The organism is Flavicella sp., from assembly GCF_029238425.1.
Classification (GTDB): domain Bacteria; phylum Bacteroidota; class Bacteroidia; order Flavobacteriales; family Flavobacteriaceae; genus Flavicella.
The window spans coordinates 1-25,042 of record NZ_JAQWGB010000192.1 but is presented as its reverse complement, the minus strand read 5'-3'; the positions used below and the strand labels follow the sequence as shown (position 1 = coordinate 25,042).

The 25,042-nt window shown below is 34.3% G+C and carries 18 protein-coding genes; 11 read left to right on the top strand and 7 right to left on the bottom strand.

The window, feature by feature from the left end:
- Positions 1-72: 72 nt before the first annotated feature.
- The gene (locus tag P8H68_RS13170; RefSeq protein ID WP_300326082.1) at positions 73-1,689 is read right to left on the bottom strand and encodes a sodium/sugar symporter; all 1,617 of its coding nucleotides are present in this window, start codon (positions 1,687-1,689) and stop codon (positions 73-75) included.
- A 138-nt stretch (positions 1,690-1,827) separates the two neighbouring features.
- Complete coding sequence (locus P8H68_RS13165) at positions 1,828-3,510, bottom strand: solute:sodium symporter family transporter (protein WP_300326079.1); 1,683 nt, start codon at positions 3,508-3,510, stop codon at positions 1,828-1,830.
- A gap of 211 nt (positions 3,511-3,721) precedes the next feature.
- Here P8H68_RS13165 and P8H68_RS13160 point away from each other — a divergent pair, with 211 nt between their 5' ends.
- From P8H68_RS13160 to P8H68_RS13150, 3 genes are all read left to right on the top strand, one after another.
- Positions 3,722-9,946 (top strand): choice-of-anchor L domain-containing protein, encoded by a 6,225-nt coding sequence (locus P8H68_RS13160; protein ID WP_300326076.1) that lies wholly within the window; start codon positions 3,722-3,724, stop codon positions 9,944-9,946.
- Positions 9,947-10,068: 122 nt separating this feature from the next.
- The gene (gene lipA / locus P8H68_RS13155; RefSeq protein ID WP_300326073.1) at positions 10,069-10,938 is read left to right on the top strand and encodes a lipoyl synthase; all 870 of its coding nucleotides are present in this window, start codon (positions 10,069-10,071) and stop codon (positions 10,936-10,938) included.
- A 155-nt stretch (positions 10,939-11,093) separates the two neighbouring features.
- Positions 11,094-12,050 (top strand): lipid A deacylase LpxR family protein, encoded by a 957-nt coding sequence (locus tag P8H68_RS13150; RefSeq protein WP_366144949.1) that lies wholly within the window; start codon positions 11,094-11,096, stop codon positions 12,048-12,050.
- On the opposite strand, the gene P8H68_RS13145 is transcribed toward P8H68_RS13150, so the two are convergent.
- Positions 12,047-13,477: an ATP-binding domain-containing protein gene (locus tag P8H68_RS13145; RefSeq protein ID WP_300326067.1), complete on the bottom strand. Its 1,431-nt coding sequence runs from the start codon at positions 13,475-13,477 to the stop codon at positions 12,047-12,049. The two genes, P8H68_RS13150 and P8H68_RS13145, sit on opposite strands and share 4 nt — an antisense overlap.
- Positions 13,478-13,583: 106 nt before the next feature.
- Here P8H68_RS13145 and P8H68_RS13140 point away from each other — a divergent pair, with 106 nt between their 5' ends.
- Genes P8H68_RS13140 through P8H68_RS13130 form a run of 3 tightly spaced genes read left to right on the top strand, consistent with a single transcriptional unit; the run spans position 13,584 to position 15,695 of the window.
- A complete protein-coding gene (locus P8H68_RS13140; protein WP_300326064.1) occupies positions 13,584-14,309 on the top strand; it encodes a hypothetical protein in 726 nt (241 codons plus the stop codon).
- Positions 14,290-15,126: a DUF3822 family protein gene (locus tag P8H68_RS13135; protein WP_300326061.1), complete on the top strand. Its 837-nt coding sequence runs from the start codon at positions 14,290-14,292 to the stop codon at positions 15,124-15,126. The genes P8H68_RS13140 and P8H68_RS13135 overlap by 20 nt, the downstream gene beginning before the upstream one ends.
- A gap of 29 nt (positions 15,127-15,155) precedes the next feature.
- On the top strand, positions 15,156-15,695 hold the full coding sequence (locus tag P8H68_RS13130) for an RsmD family RNA methyltransferase (RefSeq protein WP_300326058.1): 540 nt from the start codon (positions 15,156-15,158) through the stop codon (positions 15,693-15,695).
- Between the two features lie 32 nt (positions 15,696-15,727).
- Here P8H68_RS13130 and P8H68_RS13125 read toward each other — a convergent pair whose 3' ends face one another.
- From P8H68_RS13125 to P8H68_RS13110, 4 genes are all read right to left on the bottom strand, one after another.
- Positions 15,728-17,077, bottom strand: coding sequence for a peptidylprolyl isomerase (locus tag P8H68_RS13125; protein WP_300326055.1), 1,350 nt, complete (start codon positions 17,075-17,077; stop codon positions 15,728-15,730).
- A gap of 1 nt (position 17,078) precedes the next feature.
- Positions 17,079-17,879: a peptidyl-prolyl cis-trans isomerase gene (locus tag P8H68_RS13120; RefSeq protein ID WP_300326052.1), complete on the bottom strand. Its 801-nt coding sequence runs from the start codon at positions 17,877-17,879 to the stop codon at positions 17,079-17,081.
- 46 nt (positions 17,880-17,925) lie between these two features.
- Positions 17,926-19,821 (bottom strand): peptidylprolyl isomerase, encoded by a 1,896-nt coding sequence (locus P8H68_RS13115; RefSeq protein ID WP_300326050.1) that lies wholly within the window; start codon positions 19,819-19,821, stop codon positions 17,926-17,928.
- A gap of 87 nt (positions 19,822-19,908) precedes the next feature.
- Complete coding sequence (locus P8H68_RS13110) at positions 19,909-20,190, bottom strand: DUF493 family protein (RefSeq protein ID WP_300326047.1); 282 nt, start codon at positions 20,188-20,190, stop codon at positions 19,909-19,911.
- A 167-nt stretch (positions 20,191-20,357) separates the two neighbouring features.
- Between P8H68_RS13110 and P8H68_RS13105 the strand changes: the two genes are divergently transcribed.
- The 5 genes from P8H68_RS13105 to P8H68_RS13085 all read left to right on the top strand — a co-directional run bounded on the left by P8H68_RS13105 (position 20,358) and on the right by P8H68_RS13085 (position 24,966).
- Positions 20,358-20,891 (top strand): ATP-binding protein, encoded by a 534-nt coding sequence (locus P8H68_RS13105; protein WP_300326044.1) that lies wholly within the window; start codon positions 20,358-20,360, stop codon positions 20,889-20,891.
- Between the two features lie 38 nt (positions 20,892-20,929).
- The gene (locus tag P8H68_RS13100) at positions 20,930-22,834 is read left to right on the top strand and encodes an ATP-dependent DNA helicase RecQ (RefSeq protein ID WP_366144950.1); all 1,905 of its coding nucleotides are present in this window, start codon (positions 20,930-20,932) and stop codon (positions 22,832-22,834) included.
- Positions 22,835-22,910: 76 nt separating this feature from the next.
- A complete protein-coding gene (fmt, locus tag P8H68_RS13095) occupies positions 22,911-23,855 on the top strand; it encodes a methionyl-tRNA formyltransferase (RefSeq protein WP_300326041.1) in 945 nt (314 codons plus the stop codon).
- A 182-nt stretch (positions 23,856-24,037) separates the two neighbouring features.
- Entirely contained in the window at positions 24,038-24,310 is a 273-nt protein-coding gene (locus tag P8H68_RS13090; RefSeq protein ID WP_300326038.1) for an HU family DNA-binding protein, read from the top strand.
- A gap of 98 nt (positions 24,311-24,408) precedes the next feature.
- Positions 24,409-24,966, top strand: coding sequence for a YqgE/AlgH family protein (locus P8H68_RS13085; protein ID WP_300326035.1), 558 nt, complete (start codon positions 24,409-24,411; stop codon positions 24,964-24,966).
- Positions 24,967-25,042 lie beyond the last annotated feature (76 nt).

Genomic DNA, 25,042 nt, shown 5'->3' with positions numbered 1-25,042 from the left:
CCATTTTATCTAACATAAAAAAAGCCACTCAATAACTTGAGTGGCTTTTATATTTTATTCTATTTTCTTCTTTTACCAGAACATCGCATACAATGCAACTAGCACAATCATAATTGCAAAAGAACCTATATTAAATAATGGCGAAGTATTAAATACACCTTTAGTCAAATCAATTCCTTTTTCATCATCCTGACCTTTATTTTGCAAGAAGCTAATTGCAATAATAATGGCCATCGTCACCAAAGTAGTCAATCCCATTTGGTCCATCCAAGGCATGCTCGTCATTTTAAACAATACGGCCACTGGAATTGATAATAATGCTCCCCAGATAGCAGCTTTGTTTGTTGTCTTTTTCCAGAACAATCCTAACATAAATACACCCAAGATACCTGGACTTACAATACCTGTGTATTCTTGAATAAACTGGAATGCTTGATCAATACCACCTAATAAAGGAGCCATTACTGCTGCAATTGCCAAGGCAACCGCTGCTGAGATACGACCAACATTTACCGTTGTTTTATCGTTTGCCTCTTTGTTAATGTATTGCTTATAAATATCCATTGTAAAGATCGTAGATGTTGAATTCAACATAGAAGCCAATGAAGATACAATTGCTGCGGCCAATGCTGCAAATGCAATTCCTTTCAATCCAGTTGGCAAGAATTGTAACAACCAAGGATATGCTTTATCAGCAGCATCTACACTTGGCATATTTAATTTCCCAACCTCTCCTAAGCTAGCCATCAATTCAGGGTCATTAACAATCACATATGCTGCAATTCCAGGAATTACAACAATAAAAGGAATGATCAACTTTAATGCAGCTGCCAATAAAATACCTTTTTGAGATTCTTTTAATGATTTCGCAGCTAAGGTACGTTGAATGATATATTGATTGAATCCCCAGTAATATAAGTTTGCTACCCATAATCCTCCAACTAAAACTCCAATTCCTGGTAAGTTTGCATATTGTGGGTTACTTTCTTCTAAAATCATGTTAAATCTGTCCGGAGCTGCCTCATATACAGCTACCATACCTTGCCATGCTCCTTCTCCTCCAGAAACGGTATTCAAAGCCAAATAAGTAGTAATCAAACCACCTAACACCAAGAAAACCACCTGAATAATATCTGTCCATGCTACGGCAGATAATCCTCCGTATAATGAATAGGCAGCAGCAAAAAGAGACAAACCAATTACGGCATACATCATATCAATACCGATGATCGTTTCAATAGCCAATCCTCCTAAATACAATACAGATGCAAGATTCACAAATACATACAATCCAATCCAGAAAACAGCTAAAATAGTTTTCAAATTTGTTGAGAATCGTTTTTCAACAAATTCCGGAATTGTATAAAGTCCTTTTTCAATAAATATTGGTAAGAAATATTTTCCTACGATAATAAGTGTTAAGGCTGCCATCCACTCATAAGAAGCGATAGCCAAACCTAAAGCAAATCCTGATCCAGACATCCCAATAAATTGTTCTGCTGAAATATTTGCTGCAATTAAAGATGTTCCAATAGCCCACCATGGTAATGATTTACTGGCTAAAAAATAATCTTCCGCATTTTTTTGATGTCCATCTTTATCTCTAGAAACCCACAATCCTACTCCTAAAATAAGAATTGCATAAGCTACAAAAATGAAGTAATCCCAAAAATGAAATCCTGTTGTCATAATATATAATTTAAGTTAGTGTTTAAGCGGCACTAATATATCAAATTTATTTCGCTTGACAACATATGTTTATGAGAACAATAAAAAAGAGCTAGCAAAATTAATTACTAGCTCTTTTTTATCCTTAATTTTTAAACCTTAGCTAAAATAGATGTAAATACCAACTACAATTACTAAAATTACAATACTTACAGGCTTCAAAATACTCCAAGGTTTGATATCTACTTGTTCTGTGTACTCCTGAACAAAATCAACCTCTCTCGGTTTTAATTTTCCAATGATAAGCATAATTACAATATTCAATACAAATAATATAGCCATTACATGCAAGAAATGTGGATAAGCAGTACTTTCAATCATTGCCAACTCCAATGCATCGGAAACTCCTGATGCTTTTGCATCTGCAACTGCTGAACTTACCATCATAGGCTTGATAATAAACTGACTTATTGAATACAATACAACACCTGAAAATAATCCAATCTTTGCTGCTATAGCCGGTACTCTTTTTGTCAAATACCCAACCACAATAATTGTAAAAATTGGAATAGAGTAACATCCGTTTACCTCTTGTAAGTATGCAAACAATCCTCCAGATGCTTTGATCAGCCAAGGAGCAATGCACATGGCAGCAATCGCTAAAAATATTCCAAATGTTTTACCCACTTTCACAACTTTCGCATCTGATGCTTCTGTGTTGATATGAGCCTTGTAAATATCCAATCCAAATAAAGTAACAGAACTGTTTAACCCTCCGTTAAATGAACTCAAAATAGCTCCAAACAAAACTGCAGCAAAAAAGCCAACCATACTAGCCGGCAACACTTGCTTTACTAACAATGGATACGCTTGATCTTTGTTGATCGCATCTCCAGCAGCAAAAAAGTTAAAGCTTTCTGGATGTTGTGCCATATAAAATGCAATCATACCTGGCAGCACTAACATCAAAGGTCCTAAAATTTTCAAAAATGCTGCATATAATAACCCCTTTTGTCCTTCAGCTAAATTTTTAGCTCCTAAGGCTCTTTGAATAATAGCTTGATTTGTTCCCCAGTAAAATAACTGAACTAACATCATCCCGGTAAATATAGTTCCAAATGGTACAGATGCCTCAGGTCCTCCCAAAGAATTCATCTTACCTAACGGTTTAGAATAAGAAACTAAAACATCTAGTCCTTCTCCAATACTACCAGATCCAATTGCCATCAAACCAAAAACAGGAATCGCCAATCCTCCAATTAACAACCCAACTGCATTTATTGAATCCGAAACGGCAACGGCTTTCAATCCTCCAAATACTGCATAAAAAACTCCAATCGTTCCAATTGCAAAAACAGTAATATACAATCCTGTAAACTCCCCTACTCCTAACAACTTAGGAACATCAAACATAGTATTTACTGCCAAAGCACCCGAATACAATACAATAGGCAACAAAACAACTACATACCCTGATAGAAACAATCCAGAAACCAAAGTTTTAGTCAATTTATCATATCTACTCTCTAAAAATTGAGGTACTGTAGTAATTCCTCCTTTTAAATACCTCGGCAACAAAAACACAGCTGTTACAACCATTGCGATTGCTGCTAATGTTTCCCATGCCATCACTAAAATCCCTTCATCAAAGGCTGCACCATTCAAACCTACAATTTGTTCTGTTGATAGATTTGTAAGTAGCAAAGAACCAGCAATAACAGGCCCTGTCAAACTACGTCCACCTAAAAAGTATCCGTCCGCTGATTGTTTATTTTTCCTTGTTGCCAAATAAGCTATAATCGCTACCAAAGCAGTAAAGCCTACAAATGAAATAATTCCCATATAAATTTAATTGATTTAATTTTTAATGCCGCTAAAATATAATTTTAATCGAAAAAATCTCCTCAAAAAAAATCAACTAACGCAAACCTTGTAGTAATAAATGTAAAAACAACTTTAACCCGCGTATTAACATTGGTTAATACTTATTAAAATAAACATATACCCTCTGAAAAAATGCTTATTTTTAGAATCCCTTAAGATCCTGTTTAAAATGTTCAAAAAAACCTATTCACCTCCAATAGTTTTATTGGTATATTTATTGTTTTTCTTCGGCTTTTCAAGTGCTTTTGCAAAAAAACCAATAGACCCAAATTCTTTTGACTATACCTCTTTTATTTTTAAAGAGAGTGTCCTTCAAAATATTTTAAGTGATACGAAAACCCCACAAACATACGCCTATGCTTTTTTCGCTTCTGATAATGATGCAGACAGTGTTGATGACTTGGCTGATTTGGATGATGACAATGATGGTATTTTGGATGAAGTAGAAAACACCTGTACCCCAATATCTGGTTATGATGCTTACTGGTCTTTGGACAACACCACAAATGACTCAACAAACAATGCCTACAACCTACAAACTGGAATAACAGAAGTCTATAGCCCTATTGCAATTCAAGGAAGTACTTCTCTTCAGTTTGATGGATCTTCAACTATATTGCATTATAGTGATGGTACATTTTTAAATCAGACTATTGCTAACTTTACATATTCTTTTTGGATCTACCCTCAATCCTTAAGTGGAGAACAAACCTTAGTAGAAGAAGGTGCTACAGGTAGAGGTTTTGCAATAAGACTTAACGGAACAACACTAGAATGTGCGATCAACAATGACACGGCCACTAACATCTTCACCACTCCTACATTCACCATAAGTACCCTAAATCAATGGTATCATATTGCTGCTACTTTTGAAGCAGGAATATTAACCCTCTATTTGGATGGTATTCCTTCTGGCTCCGTAGATACTGAAGAAGCCACTTTGACAAACCATGGAAACGGAAGTGGATTTGGTGCTACAAACTCAAACAATGCATTTGGCTCCGGTAGTGGACATTATTTTACTGGATTGATGGATGAAATCTATCATTACGATAAGTCCCTTACTTTTAGTGAAATCAATCAGCTAAAAAACATTGTGTCTTGTACTCCCGAAGACACCGATAATGATGGTATTTACGACTATCTAGATTTAGATTCTGACAATGATGGTATTCCAGATAATGTGGAGGCTCAAGCTACCAATAGTTATATCCCACCAAATCATTCTTACGATGCAAATGGTTTAGACACTGCTTATTCTGGTGGACTTACGCCAATAAACACAGAAGGAGATGCACTCCCTGACTACCAAGATACCGATTCGGACAATGAAGGAGACAATGACACCACAGAAGCCGGTTACAGTTTGTCTGGAATTTACGGTTCAAATGGTCTGGACTCAAACTATGAATCAATCGATGATTATTCAGATGTAAATGGTTCTTTAAATGATCCTACAACACTTCCGGATACCGATGCTGATTTAAATTCAGGAGGTGATATTGACTACCGAGACAATACGCAATCCACTCCTTTTTCGTTTACAACAGGTGCAAGTGCTACCGATTTAAAAAACTCTATTGAAGGACCAGGAGTTACAATCACAAACCAAACAATAACGACAGGACAAGGAACTCAGATAGGAACTTTTGTGGGAGCTATCCAAGGTAAAGGGCTTGAGGTGGATGATGGAATTATTTTAACAACAGGAACCGTTACAGAATCTTTTTCTACAAACTCAAGCGGGGGAAGCACAACAAGTCATGGTACCTCTACAAATGACACTGATTTGGACCCACTTGCAAGCGGTTCTATGAATGACCCTGTAATCTTTGAATTTGATGCTGAACTAGACGAAGAAGCAACGGTTCTTACTATAGATTATCAATTTGCATCGGATGAATACAACGAATACGTATGCTCTAGTTTTAATGACGTATTCGGATATTTTGTTTCTGGAAATGAAATTGTAGGTGCGCAAAATATCGCCTTGGTTCCAGGGACAAACAATACCGTTTCAATAAACAACTTAAACAATGGTTCTGTTGGTTCTAGTGGAAACGCAGCTAATTGCGGCGACTTGACGCAATCTTCTTATTTCACAGACAATAGTAGTGGAAATCTCTCCATTGAATATGATGGAATAACTAAAAAAATAAGAGCATCAGCTACAGGTTTGACTCCTGGTGAAACATATCATGTAAAATTTGCAATCTGTGACGTAACAGATAATTCTTATGACTCGGCTATTTTTATCAAATTAATTAGTGGGTTCCCTGATACAGATGATGATGGAATTGCAAATGATGTGGATTTGGATGATGATAATGATGGGATTTATGATACTGTTGAAGATGCCAATTTAGACAATGATAACAACCCATTAACCAATCCAACAGATACTGATTTAGATGGAATATCCGACTTTTTAGATCTCGACTCTGATGGAGATGGGATCCCTGATAATATAGAAGCCCAAACAACAATAGGCTACATACCTCCAAATGGGACTTACAATAATTCTGGTGTTGATACTGCCTATCCATCAGGACTTACTCCTATAAACACAGATGGTGTAGACAACCCAGATTATCTAGACACAGATTCTGATAATGAAGGTAGTAATGATACCACCGAAGCAAACCTTACTTTAAATGGAAATGTAGGACTTAATGGTTTAGACAACAACATTGATACTATTGATAATTATTCGGATGTAAACGGGATTTTAAACGATCCAGAAAACTTACCAGATTCGGACGGTGACATGAATTTTGGTGGAGATGTGGACTTTAGAGATGCAACTAGCATAGGTGATAATGACAATGATGGTGTAAATGATACCGTTGACCTTGATGATGATAACGATGGAATTCTAGACACTGAAGAAGGAACCATCTTAGATACTGATAATGATGGAATCAAAAATTATTTAGATTTAGATTCAGATGGTGATGGAATTCCGGATAACCTTGAAGCTCAACTTACCAATAGCTATATCCCTCCTGCCAACGACGATTCCCAAACATATGAGAACAACAATGGAGTGAACTCCGCTTATTTAGGTGGACTAACACCTGTAAACACCGACGGGACTGATAATGAGGATTATATAGATACAGATTCGGATAACGAAGGCCAAGACGATACTATCGAAGCGGGGCTGACTTTAAGTGGAGCAAACGGTGTGAATGGTTTGGATAGCAATATATACACGTCCAATGATTACTTAGACGTAAACGGAAACATTGATAACCTTACAGGTTTACCAGATTCTGATACCGACTTGTTAACTGGAGGGGATGTAGATTTTAGAGATGATACTATTGATGTTACTTCTGGAATTGGAAATACACTTTGGCTAAGAGCAGATTCAGGTGTCATCGGCGGGGCGACTGTTACTACCTGGCAAGATCAAAGTGACACCAATGACAATAACGACTTTACGGATGATAATAATTTTACGGGAAGCGGTGGTTCTGAGCCGGATGCTACACAAAACCTATTAAACTTTAACCCTGTAATTACGTTTACACCAGGAAACAATGATGTTCTAAGTATTTCAAATGCAAATATGAACCCTAGAACAATGTATATCGTTTATAATGATGCTTCCACAGCTTCGTGGACAACTCCATTCACCAACACTAGTAATAATATTGGTCATGGCCACTCTGACGATACACAGGTTTTCAATACAACTTATACTCCAACCGAAGTTAGAGATAGTAATTCAAATTTTGTAAATGGATTGAATACGGATTTAAACAGTCATGATAGACCAGATAACTTTGAACTACAATCAAGAATTTTCACAAGTAATTTTTCAAATAACACAACCGACTATTATGCCGGAAGAGATAGAAATATAAATGATAGAACTATTGATGGTAGCATAGCAGAAATCATGTTATTTACAAATGCTCACACAGATGCAGAAAGACAAGTTATTGAATCTTATTTAGGAATTAAGTATGGATTCACATTGGATGACACAAATAATAGTGGTTCTATTACTGAAGGAGATTACCTACTTTCAAACGGATCCACCAAAGTTTGGAGTTATGATGACAATTCTGCTCATCACAATGACATCGCCGGAATAGGATTGGATGAAACAAGAAACTTAAATCAAAAACAATCAAAATCCGTAAACTCAGATGCATTAATAACTATTGGACTTGGATCTATTGCAACAGACAACGCCTCTAATGTGAATACTTTTACAACCGACAAAGACTTTTTGATGTGGGGAAACAACAACGCAACGGGAAAAACAACGGCAACTTCAGTTTTATGCAGTTCTTCACAAATTCTGAATCGTGTATGGAAAATCGTAGAAACTGGATCTGTCGGTATGGTGCAGATAGCAGCTCCTGAATCTGATATAAGAACTGACCTTGATACAAGTCCGAGTATTCAAATAGCCATAAAAGTAGCAGACAATGAAGCATTAACTACAAATGTTGAATTTGTATCATTGTCCACAAGTAACATTAATGGAATCAATCAACTAACGGGAACCTTCGACTTTGACGGAACCAAATATTTCACATTTACAGAAGTAAATGGTATCACATGGGACGGATCTGCCAATGGAGGTTCAGGAGCATGGTCTGGCGGATCTTCAAGTCAAACCTCGGGAGCACCGGATGATACTGACGATACTGAGTTAGTTACTATAGATAGCAATGGCGGTGCGGACGCAATTCTAAATGAAAATATAGAGATTGGATGTCTATGGATCAAATCTGGATCCGTTTTGAGTGTTGACACAAATTTATACCTACAAATAGCGGACGACTTGCAGTTGGACGGAGATTTAAAAATGTTAGGAGATGCACAATTAATCCAAACGCATACTGGAACCTCTAAAGTTACAGGTAATGGAAAGTTTTATATTGAGCAAACCGCCACAGCAGAGACTGTTTTTAGATACAATTATCTAACCTCTCCTGTTTCCACACTAGGACAATCGAGTATGTTTACAGTAGGGGAAGTTTTAAAAGACGGAACAACACCTTTAACAGCTACTTCTACGCCAGATGAAATAAACTTCCAATCATTTACAGGAAACTACAGCACCCTAAATGGTAGTCTTGCCTCTGGAGGAAACTCACTAACCATCGCAAACTATTGGATCTATAGTTATGTAAATGGATTGACAGGAACTTCCTGGATTCAACAAAAAGAAACAGGCTCTTTCGATGCCGGTGAAGCTTTTATTTTAAAAGGACCTGGAGCTGCTCAAAACTATACTTTTGTCGGTACACCTCATGATGGTGATTATACAACCACTATTAGTGCAGGGCACAACTCTTTACTTGGTAATCCTTATCCGTCACCTTTGGATGCTGATGAGTTTTTTGCGGATAACTCATCCATAATATCTACTCTATACTTTTGGGAACACACTGGCGATGGAGGAAATCATACCCAGGGTCAGTACGAAGGAGGTTATGGGATTAGAAACGCGAGTACAGGTACCGCAGCAACAGTAGCTATTGACAACACCGCAGGGCTAGGGAATGCAACGTATCACGCTCCACAAAGACATATACCTGTTGCGCAAGGTTTCTTTTTAAAGGCGGGTCTAAACGGAGGAACCATTACCTTCAACAACTCACAAAGAGCACTTAGCACACATACTCCTGTTGGAAATGGTAATTCACATTTTTTCAAAGGAAATAATAAAAAATCAAAATCTCAAAATGATGAATTACCCGTTCTAAAACTTGGGTTTGAATACAATAATGACGATGGTTTTGATTTACATAGGCAAATTGCTGTTTCTTTTAAAGAGGGTAATACTTTTGGACAAGAAGAGGGCTATGATAGCCAGGTCTTTGATTTGGATGGAACAGACGCATATTTCCAATTCAATGGCGATAGACAAGCCTATGCTATTGCAGGAATTCAAGAAATTTCTGTAGACCTAGAGGTTCCTCTAACCATCTCTATGAATTACACAGGAAATGCTTATTTGATGATAGATGAAAGGATAAATATAGAATACCCAGTTTTCCTTAAAGATAATTTAGCTGAAACGATTACTCCATTAGAGACTGGAAGCCGAACTACTTTAACATTAAACAAGGGGAAATACTCTGATCGTTTCTCCATTGTATTTAAGGAGAATGAAGTTTTAGCTAACGAGTTAACTGATGTTGAAAATCTATACATCCGTTTTGACAAAAAAACTCAAAAAATAACCATTTCAAAACCAAGTGACCTTGAAATTTCCGAATTGACTGTTTCAAACTCGTTAGGTACACTAATTCAATATGAAAAAGAAAATCTTGAAATCAATACTAAAGAAATGGCTCAGGGAATTTACATCGTAAAACTAAAAACATCGAAGGGGACTGTATCTAAAAAAGTTGCTGTTTATTAAATTCAAAATGTAAAAGAATTCTATCCTCAATTTGTTAGTTATGCATTGCTATTTTTAAAATATTTACATAAACAATTGAACGACTTTATTTGTAACTTTGCATGCACCTAAAATAACAGGTTATGTCAGAAGAAGCAATTAAAGAAAATAAAGTTACCAAGCCAAAATGGTTGCGCGTAAAACTTCCGGTTGGAAAAAAATACACGGAACTAAGAGGTTTGGTTGACAAATACAAACTTAACACCATATGTGCCAGTGGAAGCTGTCCTAATATGGGAGAATGCTGGGGCGAAGGTACAGCAACCTTTATGATTCTAGGAAATGTATGCACAAGGTCTTGTGGTTTTTGCGGTGTAAAGACGGGGCGACCTGAAACGGTAGAATGGGACGAACCAGAAAAAGTTGCACGATCTATTAAAATCATGAAAATTAAACATGCCGTGATTACTTCGGTAGATAGAGATGATTTAAAAGATGGTGGTTCCATTATTTGGGAAGAAACAATTCAGGCTATTAGAAGAGCTAATCCAAACACGACACTTGAAACATTGATTCCAGATTTTCAAGGAATCGAAAAAAATATCGATCGTTTGTTAAGAGCGGCTCCAGAAGTTATTTCTCATAATTTAGAAACGGTAAGAAGATTGACTCGTGAAGTACGTATTCAAGCAAAATACGATCGTAGTCTGGAAGTTCTAAAATATCTAAAAGACAATGGTCAGAGAAGAACCAAATCTGGTATCATGTTAGGATTGGGAGAAACTGAAGACGAAGTAATTGAAACTTTGCATGATTTAGCAAAAGCAAAAGTAGATGTGGTTACCATCGGGCAATATTTACAACCAAGTAAAAAACACTTACCTGTAAAAGAATTCATTACACCAGAACAATTTAAAAAATACGAAACTATAGGCTTAGAGCTTGGTTTTAAACACGTTGAGAGCAGCGCCTTGGTACGTTCTTCATACAAAGCTCAAAAACACATTAACTAAATTTATTTTTTGGCACGGTAATTGCATTATCCTTTTCGAAGGGAGTGGTTACCTTTCATTTCATAAATTAAGTTTGGTTAGTAAAAAAGCTCTGATTTCTAAATCAGAGCTTTTTTGTTTTTTTACTATCTTTTCCTGATAAAAGCAGTATCCCTTTGAAAAACCATTTTTTCTTATTTCTTAACCTCCTCTTCCTTTGTTTTTTGAATACTGAGGAAGCATGTGCTCAAAAATCTTTTTCCAAAGAGTTTGGATTGATCAGCGATAATGATCTTTACACTTCTACCTATTATGATCGTTATTACACAAATGGAACCTTTTTATATTTTAGATACCTTGGAACAAAATCGAAAATAAAAAAGGTTCATGAGTTTAGAATCGGTCAGCAAATGTATACACCTCAATTTGCAAATTCACATTTTCCGGAAGCAATAGATCGTCCCTATGCAGGTTATGCTTTTATCAACTACAGTCAATTGTTTTTTTCCGATAAAAACTTCGGTTTAAAGTCCTCTTTTGAATTAGGAATTTTAGGACCTGATGCTTTGGCTCAAGATCTTCAGAATATCATCCATAATATATATGGGTTTTCTCCTGCAGAAGGATGGCAGTACCAAATTGAAAACACCTTGGGTATTGGAATGCAATTTTTATTTTTAAAGCCCTTTAGTAAAAAAGAACAAAAGAGAATTGACTTCACCTCAACCACCTCTTTCAAACTTGGAACTATTTTTTCAGAACTGAACACTAATATTTACAGCAGAATTAATTTATTCAATCGGCCATTAAACAAGTATTCAAACAGCAGTCTTTTTGCTAGTAATTTGAATGACATAGACAAAAACCAGAAAAATGAGTTGTTTTTATTTATCAAACCTCAACTAGGATATGCACTTTACAATGCAACCATTCAAGGAAGTTTATTTAATGACAACAGTCCAATTACCTATGGGATCAATTCCTTTATTTATGAATTGGAATTCGGTTTGAGGTATTCGATAAAAAGATTTGACCTTTCCTATTCCATCATCAAATATTCTAAAAAAACAGAAGCAATAGAGGAAAACATGAACACTTATGGAAGCATACAAATATCCTATAAATTTAATTAAAGCTCTTCTATATCTTCGTTCTGAAAACCTAAAAGATATAATTTAGATTTTGCTCTTGTAATTGCCGTATACAACCACCTCCAATAATCAACACTCTGCCCGTCTGGCAAATATGGCTTTTCAATAAAAACCGTATCCCATTGCCCCCCCTGAGACTTATGACAAGTCATAGCGTACGAATATTTTACCTGAATGGCATTAAAATATTTATTCTGCTTGATCTCTAAGAGTTTTTTATATTTTGATTTAATATCCGCATAGTCCTTTCCTACTTCTTGATACAACCTATTCGATTCCTCATAAGAGAGTGATGGACTTTCAGACATCAAGGTATCCAACAATAAAACAGTCTCAACAGGTGGATGAGATGGATAATCTATCAAACGAATTTTAACTTCAGCAAAACGAAAACCATACAACTCTTTGGTGTTAAAAATCTCTAACACCTCAAAAGTATCTCCATTGGCTAAAAAACTAATTTCTGCGGAATCTTTCAACCAGAAATAATTGTTTTTTACAGCCATAATATGATCCCCTACGGAGATTTCATTTTCTTTGTCTAAAATTCTCGTTCGAATTTGTTGATTGTATTGGTTGGCTCTTTTATTTGACCTTACTACTATAGCAGTTTCATCAATCCCATGTTGGTCGTATGCCGTGTGAATCGCATCTTGAATATCATAACTATCCACCAAACGTACTACATCGGGATACTCTAAATTGAACTGAAAATCAGCAAAACTATCATTGCTAATAAACATTCTTAATTCTGTTGCGTTTACCAATATCCCCGAATTTTTATGCTGACGCATCACTTCATCCAATTCTATTAAAGAAACCGATTTGTTATAATGAAAACTTAAATTATCCTCATTCAACGCAGGACTTACTTCTAATTTCACAGGTGGTAATTGAGCAGTATCACCAATCAAAATCATCTTACAATTTTTACCAGAATACACATAATCCATTAAATCATCAAGCAAAGAACCATTGTCAAATAACTTTGAATTACTTGGAGCATCTGGCACCATAGAAGCTTCATCTACAAAAAACACGGTGTTGGTATGCTTATTAACTTGTCTTGTGAACTCCACCCCACCATTTGAGTTTTTTTTAGGATGATAGATTTTTTTATGAATGGTAAAAGCTTGTTTTTTGGAATACAAAGAAATCACTTTTGCTGCTCTACCCGTAGGCGCAAGTAAAACCGGTTTTTGACCTATTTTCCATAAATTATTTACCAAAGTGCTTATAGTAGATGTCTTACCAGTTCCGGCATACCCTTTTAATAAAAAAACTGCGTCAGAATCTTTTGAGAAAAGAAATTCTGACAACATCATTAACAGCTCATTTTGAGTACTTGTAGCCTCAAAAGGAAACGTTTTTATCAATTCTTTATAAAAATTGGAGGAGGTTTTAATCATAGGGTCAAAAAAAAGCAAAGATAGGGATTGATTTGTCCTTAAAAATTTTTATGGTTCAAAAAAAATTGTAGATTTGTCTAATTCAATTTTTAAAACTTAAATCACAATGATAATTACTTTAATTGCAGGGATTGCAGTAGCAGTTTTGTTAGCTATCCTTATTATGAAATTCATTCCTTTAAAACTTCAGTGGCTTGTTTCAATAGTACTACTTGGTGTAGCAGGATATTTAGGTTATTCTATCTATGATAGTATTATGGGACCTATTCGCTTCAATGTTGAAAAGAAGGTTAGATACGCTAAAGTAATTGAGAATTTAAGAATGATTCGTGATGCACAAGATGCACACAAAACAATTACAGGAAAATTTGAAAGAAACGGAGAAAAACTAATCAAGTTTTTAGACTCAGCAGAATTTGCTATTACAAATACTCACAACGAAATCAAGCAGGTTAACAAAGGAACCAAATGGCAACCTATTATGGTGGAAGTTGAAGAGAAAGTAACTGATACAACTGGATACGAATCTGTAAAAGAAACAGTATTCAAAGGAAGAGACTATACTCAGATGCTTAAAGTACCTGATACGAATGAAGAATTCAAAATCACTGTAGGATACATTACTAAAGTAGCTGGACTAGAAGTTCCTGTATTTATTGCCAAAGTTGATAAAGCAGTAATTTTAGAAGGATTAGATCCTCACTTAGTAAGACAAGAAAAAGAAGCTATTGGTGGAGATGAGGTAAAAGGTGAATTTTTATCTGTAGGTTCTTTAGAAGAAGTTAACTCAAATGGAAACTGGCCTCCTTTTTATGACAAAAAGGTTAAATAACATAATTTCTAAATCGGTTGAAAATACTGATTTAAAAGAAACTCAATTGTCCATCCAAATTAATTTGGATGGATTTTCTTTTTGTGTCTATACGCTACCTGAAAAGAATCCACTCGTTTTTCAACGTTTTGAATTTGAGCAAAAAGCACTTACACCCGAGACTCACCTCAGGGAAATTGAAACTATTTTTGATCAAAATGAATTTCTAGGTCAAGATTTTAAAAAAGTCGAAGTTGTCCACCAAAATGAGTTGGCAACCCTGGTCCCTGATGAACTGTTTCATGAAGACAATTTAAAAGACTATCTACAACATACTGTAAAGGTTTTACCAATTGATTTTATTTGCTTCGATACATCAGAAAAAAGAAACACCGTATATATCCCATTTGTAAATATCAATAATTTCTTATTCAATATTTATGGCTCTTTTGAGTATTTCCATAGTTTTACAAAACTTATTGAAATCACTTCTAAAGAAGACGTGACAGCTGCTTCTGATAAAATTTACATACAAGTAAATAATAAAAACTTTGAATTAGTAGCGTTCAAACAAAACCAGCTTCAAGTTGTGAATAGATTTGAATTTCAAACTGCTGAAGATTTTATTTATTACATACTTTTTACCGCTGAACAACTAAAACTCGACCCAGAAACATTACAACTGGTATTGATAGGTGATATCGAAAAAGAGTCAGAATTATACTCTATTCTTTACACTTACATCAGACATATCTCTTTTTATGAAGCCAATGCTTTATCCAACAGAGAAGAGTTTCAAAGTTTGCCCAAACATGCAAACGCTATACTTTTTAACTAAACAGTCATATTTAACAGACTTTATACACAATGAGAATCATTTCTGGAAAGCATAAAGGAAGACGTCTTAGCGCTCCTAAAAACCTACCGGTTCGTCCAACAACGGACATGGCAAAAGAATCCCTTTTTAATATTCTTAACAATACTTATTATTTTGAAGATTTAGAAGTTTTGGATCTTTTTAGCGGTACTGGAAATATCAGTTTTGAATTTGCCTCTAGAGGGACTCAAAAGATAACTTCAGTAGACAAGCATTATGGTTGCATCAAATACATCAATGAAGTATGTAAAGAATTTGATTTTGACATCAATACCATCAAAAGTGATGTCTATAAATTTATTGACAAAACAAAAATTCAGGCAGATATCATTTTTGCAGACCCACCTTATAATTTTTCTGATGAAGATTTTTCAAAAATTGCTACTATTATTTTTGAAAAGGATTTACTGAATGAAGAAGGTCTATTGATTATTGAACACTCCAAACAGACAAAACTAAATGATCATCCTAATTTCTCGTATGAGAAAAGATATGGTGGAAATGTTTTTAGTTTTTTTGAAAAAGACTAACAATAAAAAGAGAGCTAATTAGCTCTCTTTTTTTATAATTCTTGTCCCCAAAGATATTTATAATCACAACTCTTATTGCTTTCATTTATCTTTACAAAGGTTTCAACCACATGATCATTATACCATTTCTCCATGGCGTCTTCTTGCTTCTTCTGAAGAGTCATTTGTTGAATTTTCACATAATCTCTTGTGAAATCAGCCGTATGAGCTTCTCTCTTTTCTCTTAAGACAATTAACTTAAACATTTTTAACCCTTCTCTCGTTTCATCATAAAACGGCTCCGTAATATCACCTACGCTTAAAGAACTTACTCTTCCATACAAACTAGGATCCATTCTGGTCAACTCAAAATTGGCATCATTCGTTTGAGGGTTGATAATAATTCCCTTATTTTGACGTGTTCCTTTGTCCTGAGAATACTTTATAACAGCTTTCTCAAAAGTAAGTTCATCTGCAAGAATACTATCTCTTATTTGAGTAATCTTTTCTTCAGCCTCCTTTAGCTTTTCTTGCGTAACCTTTGGTTGAATTAGAATGTGACGTACATCTAACTCCTGCCCCTTAATTTTTTCTAAATGGATGATATGGTATCCGAAATCAGATTTAAAAGGTTCTGAAACCTCACCTTCATCCAAACTAAAAGCCACTTCTTTAAACTCTTTTACAAACTGACTTTCTCTAGTCAATGTATACTTACCACCATTCTGCGTCACTCCTGGATCCTCTGAATACAAAACGGCTTTCATACGCATACTAGAACCATTTAGAATATCTTGACGAATTCCTTTTAATTTATCAATAACTTCTTGATTTTCTTTTTCTGAAGGTTTTATATGCATTACAATCTGGGCCATTTCAATCTCTGCACCAAATTCAGGTAAATTGTTTTGCGACTCTAAACTTCTAAAATACACACGAACTTCTTCAGGAGTTACATTCACCTCAGAAACTACATTTTGTTTCTCTCTTTGAATCAAAGTGTTTTCTCTTTCGATACGAAGCAATTCTTTTCTCAAATCAGCTTCATCATCAAAACCATACATCTTGTAAACCTTTTCTACAGAACCTAATTGTTGTTTCAAATAAGCAATATTTCTTTCTACACCCGATTCAATTTCAGCATCAGAAACAATTACACTATCTACAACAGCATGGTGTGCCAACAACTTCTGCAACATAATTTGCTCAAGCATTTCGCAATCAGACATGGTGACTTTTCCTTCACTATTATTGTAAACCTCTTGCTTAAATTTAGCAACATCTGACTCTAGCACGATATTTTCTCCTACCACAACAGCGACACCATCCACTTTAATTTTTTGCGCCTGTAAAACTAGCACACAAAAAAGCATTGGTAAAAGTGATAATATTTTTTTTGTCATCTTAATAAATTTCAAATTGTTTGTTTTTCATGGCATCATCCACCAATACTTCCTCTACTTTATGAATCATCTGCAACTTACGCTGCTGCACCACCATTTGCTCTATTGTTTTAGAAATATAACGCAAAGGAGCAATTTCATTTCTATTCACAACATCCTTTATATAAACATAATACAAATCTCCTTCATGGCTTTTAGCAATAAATTTATTTGGTTTTAAAACATGAGCCTTGCTATATTTTTTTAAAACCGGTAATTTTCTTTGCACATCTTTATATCGAAACCATAAGGAATCGCTTAAAAATGCCGATTCCATTTTATCGGTCTGCTCGTCAAGAATAAAAAGATCATTCATAGATTTTGACAAAAGCAAACGTTTGTATTTAGCCCTATTCCTGTCCGTTGGTTTCAAGGCAATATACCTAAACTTAACCAACTCCTCGTTGATTTTAAAACTCTCTTTATTTTCCTCATAATATTTTTCCAAATCCTCATGAGAAACTACTGTATCCAATTCTTTTACAACTAAAGCTTTTTTAAAAGAATTGATAAACAAATCCTCTCGATATCGTTCCACTAACACTTCCAACTCTTCATTTTGGCTTGGCATGTTTACCTCTGCTTTTTGCAAAAGTAATTTTTTCCTAGCCCATGATAAAATCAAATTATTTGCAACCTCTGCACTGTCTTTACTGGCAACATCTTTTGGAAAAACCAATTCTAAATCCTCTTGATACAACTTATGGTTATACACCTTAGCGATCAGCTTAGAATCTTTTTTCTTTTCTTTAAAAGGAAACATTTCACAACTAGAAAAAGCAACACATAACGATATGTAAAAAATATATTTATTCACTATAAATCTCCATTTCAGAAGCTAATTTTTTAACGGTCCTTTTATAAACTTTTACTTTGTGCTTCGCTCTTAGACTTGCCAACCAATTTTCTTGAATTTTATTCTGAAAGTCACTAATTACTTTCCCTTTTATATCATCAAATTCTTGCTGAATTGCCTCTTCTTTTGCAAATACCTTGATGATTACCGAATAACCATCTTGTTGATATACATTAGTTTCACCCACCACCAAATTCACATTTTCAGGAAAAATACCATTGGTCTTTTCAAAAGAACCAGATTTGATCAAAACACCCTCTTTATTCGCTACAACCCTAGTAACCATTGAGATTGAATCTGAATCAGAAACCAATTCTTTCAAAGCTTCTACCTGCTCGGTAATTTTAGTACTCACCACAACTGTCTTAAAAGATTCAGGCTTGATATAATTTGTTTTATGAGAAGTATAAAATTCCTGTAGACCGATGGAATCATTTTGAGCAGCATCCCAAATTTTTTCTTTCATTAAGTCAAATAATAAAAGTCCATTTTTATATTCTTGGAACAAGTTTTTAAATTCTACATCTGTTTCCTCTAAATGCACCTTGTAATATTCCAAAATTTCTTGATCTAAATAAGGGTTGAAATTTTGCATTGCTGTTTTATCTCTCCTATTCATAATATAATTAGAAAAGTCCTTTTGCGTCAAGGTATCTTGTTGGATTTTAATCAACCAAGCATTCAAAGAATCTACAACCACAAAACTAGGATTCTCAAATTCCTTTTTTGCAGCTTCATTTATTTCAATTGTATATTCTTTCTTTAATCTTAAGACTACAGGATTTGACAATGTTTTTGACCTGCTATCTTTTTTGGTTTTCTGAAGTAATTCTTCCTTAGCATCTTCAAAACTACTCACTGGATAATGATTCAAGTATTTTACGATATGCCATCCATAAGCTGTTTTAAAAGGCTCTGAATATTTATTTTCAGGTGTCAATGCAAAACTAATTTCTCCGAAAGGAGGAGGCAATGAACCAACGCCAAATCTATTCAATTTTCCACCATTTACCGAAGATCTTTTATCATCAGAATATTTTTTAGCCAATTCTTCAAAACTAGCACCAGACACTAATTCTTTGTATACTTTATTGATCGTAGAGGTTCCTGGTGCTGTTGTATCTCTAATCATGATATGAGCCACTTCCATCTCTCCCATAGATTCTCTAACATCAACAACTTTTAAGAAATGATAACCAAATTGAGTTCTAAACACTTCTGAAACCTCACCTTTAGGAGTATTAAAAGCAGCACTTTCAAAAGGATACACCATTCTAAAAGCGGAAAAATATCCTAAATCTCCTGCGTTATTCTTTGCACTTGGATCTTCAGATTTTTCTTTTGCGACAGCATCAAAATCCGCTCCATCAATGATACTTTGTCTTATGGCAGTAATTTTTTCATAAGCAGCTACGGTATCTGTTGCATTTTTATCAACGCGAATTAAAATATGACTTGCTCTTACCTCTCTTAAAGTTCTTTCATAAGCCTCTAAAACAAGACTATCTACCAAACTATCATCATTTAAATAAGGCAATACCAGTTGATTTCTATAACGAGCCACTTCCTCTATATAAGAAGAAACCGTATCCATTTGAAGCTCTTCCGCCTCTATCAACTTTAATTTATAGTCAACAAAAAGCTGAACATCATCCTCAATACTCGGAGCTTCTCCTTGTATTTTTAAATTTTTATTTTTCCCGAACAAACGTTCAAATTCAGAAGCATATACTTTTTCTTTGTCAATTTTCAATAAAACTTTATCTCTACTTTTCTGCGCCACAACAGCAGATCCTATCAATAAAAAAAAGGCGATGGTTTTGATTTTCTTAAGCATAAGGTTTTTCATATTTTAAAACAAACAATAGGTGTTAGGCCTATTCTATATTCAATCTTGCAAGTTATTCTATGGTTATGTCTTTCTGTGTTAAAAGTATCATAAAGAAATAATTCCCTCTATACCGGCTACTTCTTTATATTTGGCAATAATCTCATCAGAACTTTTCACCACTTTTGTTATTGAAACACTGATGTATTTATTTGTTTTTGAAGCCTTTGTATTGATTACAACCCCAGGTAAATCAAATATATCTTTCACCTCTTTCAATTGGTTTTTAGTAGTAGGAACTATAAACTTAAAAAGATATTTTGATGGATAGGTTGATGAATTATCTAAACTCTCTTTTAACTTATCGTAAAACTCTGATTGTTTACTCATTATTGTTATATTTTCTAAACGTATTCTATTCTAATTTTCAAGAACACAAAATTACATATAATCAACGACTTGTGAAATGTTGATTTTGTTTATTTTATTCCGACTTAATACCTAGATTGAAGCTCCCATAAGTAACGATTCAACGCTAAAAATAGTATGTTTGTAGCATGCAGAAAAAAAATATTATTACCGGAGGACCAAGTACCGGTAAATCTAGTATTATCAAAGCTCTTGTAAAAAAAGGCTACCCATGCATGGAAGAAATTTCTAGGGAGGTTATTTTAGAAGCCAGGGAAAAAGGAGTTGAACATTTATTTGTATCCTCTCCTATTTTATTCAGCGAAATACTTTTAGAAAAAAGAATACAACAATTCTTTGATGCAGAAAAAACAGCAACTGAAAATATATTCTTTGACAGAAGTGTCATTGACATCATTGCATATTTAAATTTTGCCAACTCAAACCACACTATAGATTTTGAAAATTTTCTTTCAAAAAATAAATACAACCTAGTTTTTATCTGCCCTCCTTGGAAAGAGATTCACACTATTGACAATGAACGCTACGAATCATTTGAAGAAGCAAAAAAAATTCACAATGAACTTGTAAAAAGCTACCAAAAAGAAGGATATTCTGTTATCGAAATCCCTTTTGGAAGTATTGATGACAGAACAGATTTCATCCTTAAAAACATCCATTAAAAAAAAAATTGTATTTTTAATTTTATACCTGATTTCTACTGAGTACAGCGAAAGACATATTAAAAAAATATTGGGGTTTTGATTCTTTTAGGCCACTACAAGAAGAAATAGTTTCGACTGTTTTGGCTAAAAAAAATTGCATTGCATTACTTCCAACAGGTGGTGGAAAATCCATTTGCTACCAAGTCCCTGCTTTAGCGCAAGAAGGTGTCTGTCTGGTGATTTCTCCCTTGCTCGCTCTAATGCAAGACCAAGTAGAAAGTCTGCAAAGAAAAAAAATAAAAGCGGTTGCCTTAAATAAACCGATGTCGCAAAACGACACTATTATTCTTTTTGACAACATTCAATTCAACAATATTAAATTTTTATACCTCTCTCCTGAAAAACTACAAACTGCTTTTATTCAAGAGAAAATAAAACAACTAAATATTTCTTTAGTTGCTATTGACGAAGCTCACTGTATCTCTGAATGGGGACATGATTTTAGACCTTCCTATCTAGAGCTTCAAATACTCAAAGAATTATGTCCGAACGCTAATACAATTGCTTTAACAGCATCGGCTACGCCAAAAGTTTTGAAGGACATGTCAGAACAATTAAAAATTGACACCCCTGAGATTTTTCAAAAATCATTCAAAAGAGAAAATTTAGCCTATCAGATATTTGAAGTCGAGGATAAAATTTTTAAGATAAAACAAATCCTTAACAAGATTAAGGCTCCTACAATTATCTATACAAGTACCAGAAATGAGACTAAAAAAACAAGCACGCTTTTAAATAATGAAGGATTTAAAACCACCTTTTATCATGGTGGTTTAAGTAATAATGAAAAACAAGAAGCCTATACTAGTTGGTTTACTGAGAAAACCCCAACGATAGTTGCCACCAATGCTTTTGGAATGGGAATTGACAAACCCAATATTCGAGTAGTGATACATTTAAAAATCCCGAATAGCATTGAAAATTATTTACAAGAAGCCGGGAGAGCGGGAAGAGATGGCAAGAAAGCATTTGCTGTAATGCTCCTACAAAAAAATGATATCGAGCTTTTTAAAACCCATCATAAAGAGCAAGAAGTTACCATTGATTTTCTAAAAAAAACATATTTTCAACTGAACCAATTCTACACAGTTTCTTTAGGAGAATTACCTTCAGAAGAGTTCAGTTTTGAAATCAATAAATTTTGTAACAGTTACAAACTACCTTACACCAAAACATACAATGCGCTAAAAACTTTAGCCACCCACCAAATAGTTTCCTTTACCGAGGGATTACAAAAAAGAACCAGTGTAAAATTTATCACTTCTAGTGATTCCGTACTAAATTATTCTCAGCAATACCCTTCGCTAGATAATTTTATTACTTCCATCCTAAGATCGTTCGGAGGAATATTTGAAAACACTGTCCAAGTAAATGAATTCAACCTGGCTAAAAAACTAAATATCCCCGTAGGACAAGTCCTAAAAAACTTTGAAAAACTTGAAAAAGATGGAATCATCAAATATTTCCCTGCCAGCAAAGCGGCTAATTTAAAATTTGTAGTTCCTAGAGATGATGACAGAACCATAAACAGTATAGCAAAAGCACTGACAAGACTACAACATAATAAAGATTTTAAAGCTTCTGCAATGGCAGATTTTGTTGAAAACAAAAACACGTGTAGAAGTGTGCAGCTACTTAACTATTTTAAAGAAAAAGAATCTGAAAAATGTGGAATCTGTGATGTCTGTTTAGCCCACAAACAAAAATCTCCTGAGAAAAACCTCAAGCAACAAATTTTTACCCTCCTCAATTCAAACCACCAACTATCTTCAAGAGCGATCGTTTTAAAACTATCCCAGTATAAAGAAATTGAAATATTAAATACCCTGTCTATATTAATAGAGGACGATTTGATTCAACGAAATGAGCTTGGAGAATATTTTCTTTCGAAAAAACAATAAGCTTTACCATCACCTATTTTCCATTAGTACTTTATATTTGCAACTTTAGAAATACAACATTCTAACAATTCATACCATGAAAGATTTAAAAATCGTTTTTATGGGTACTCCAGATTTTGCGGTGGCCATATTAGACAAATTACTAAAAGAGACTTATAATATAGTAGGAGTTATTACTGCTCCTGACAGACCTGCAGGAAGAGGAAGAAAACTAAATGAATCTGCTGTAAAGAAATTTGCCATTCAAAATGAATTGCCAGTTTTACAACCGACCAATTTAAAGGACATCGCTTTTTTAGAAGAATTGAAAGCCTTAAATGCAGATCTACAAATTATTGTTGCCTTTAGAATGTTGCCTGAAGCGGTATGGAACATGCCTCGACTTGGGACATTTAATCTACATGCATCTTTATTACCAGACTACAGAGGAGCCGCACCCATCAATTGGGCCATTATCAATGGAGAAAGGAAAACAGGGGTTTCCACATTTTTCTTGGATGATAAAATCGATACAGGAGCTATCATTCTTCAAAAAGAAACCGACATCGCAGAAAATGAGACTGTGGGAGTTTTACATGATAAATTAATGCACCTAGGTAGTGACCTTGTGATTGACACTTTAAAACTTATTGAAAGTGATAAGGCAACAACAACAGTACAACCAGAAAAAATCACAAAAGCAGCATATAAAATCCATACAGAAACTTGCAAAATTGACTGGACCCAACCATTAAATGATATTTACAACCTTATTAGAGGGTTGAATCCTTATCCTGCAGCTTGGACGAATTTCACAAACGACTCAAAAGAATCAAAATTAAAAATTTATGATGTTGAGAAAGAATTTGAACAACACAACCATGAAGTAGGTTCCATAATAGCAGATAAAAAATCCCTGAAAATAGCGACCCAAGAAGGCTATCTAAAAGTCCTAAGCCTGCAGTTATCAGGGAAGAAACGTATGGATTCAGCTAGTTTATTGAATGGTTACAGCTTCAAAACAGAAGCAAAAACCATGTAGAACTGATAAAAAAGCCAAGGATTAGTGTAAAAAACACAGGTGTTATTAACAATTAACCCTCATTTATTAACAAAGTGGTGTATTTTTAGGTGCAAGACTTGCACGAACCCTTATTCCTGCTATATTTGTTAAGACAAAACAAAAAAATATAAAACCAATTTTTAATTTTTAAAACTATAATTATGAACAAATCAGAATTAATTAGTGAAATGGCTGCTGACGCAGGAATCTCAAAAGCTGCTGCTAAAGCTGCATTAGAATCTTTAACTGACAACGTAACTAAAACGTTAAAAGGTGGAGGTAAAGTTGCTTTAGTAGGATGGGGAACTTGGTCAGTATCTAAAAGAGAAGCTAGAGAAGGTAGAAATCCTCAAACTGGAGCTACTATTCAAATCGCTGCTAAGAACATCGTTAAGTTTAAAGCAGGAGCTGGATTAAGCGACTCAGTAAACTAATTATAAGAAAATATCTTATCAAAAGCTTCCTTGGTTTTTCCAAGGAAGTTTTTTTTGTTCCATATTTTCACTATCTTCATATCTAAACCCAAATATACATGGACTCATTAGCACCTCATAAAGGGAGACTTTTAGTTGCAGAACCATCCATATTAAGTGATAGTTCATTTAATCGATCTGTAGTCTTACTTACCGAGCATTCGCAAGACAGCTCTATTGGTTTTATTCTCAACAAGCCATTATCTTATACCCTTCGTGATTTGATACCTGACATTGATTGTGACTTTATAGTTTACCAAGGGGGCCCCGTAGAACAAGATAATTTATACTTCATACACCAAATACCCGAACATATTCCTAATAGTATTGAAGTTGGTAATGGAATTTACTGGGGCGGGAATTTTGACTCTTTAGTAGATTTATTAAATGACAAAAAAATAGACAGTAGTAGTATTCGATTTTTCCTTGGATATTCAGGATGGGCTTCCAATCAACTTTTGGATGAAATGGACACCAACTCTTGGTTTTGCATAGAAAATAGCTACCCAAATATTTTAAAAGAAAAAAACAACTCCTTCTGGAAAAATCACCTTCTAGAAATTGGTGGAAAATATAAACTTTGGGCAAATGCTCCCTCCGACCCTAAATTAAATTAATTTCTAGGCAAAGCTTTAAAGGCTTTGGCAATACGCTCACCAACTTTAGTATCAAAAATCTTTTTTCGATATTTTG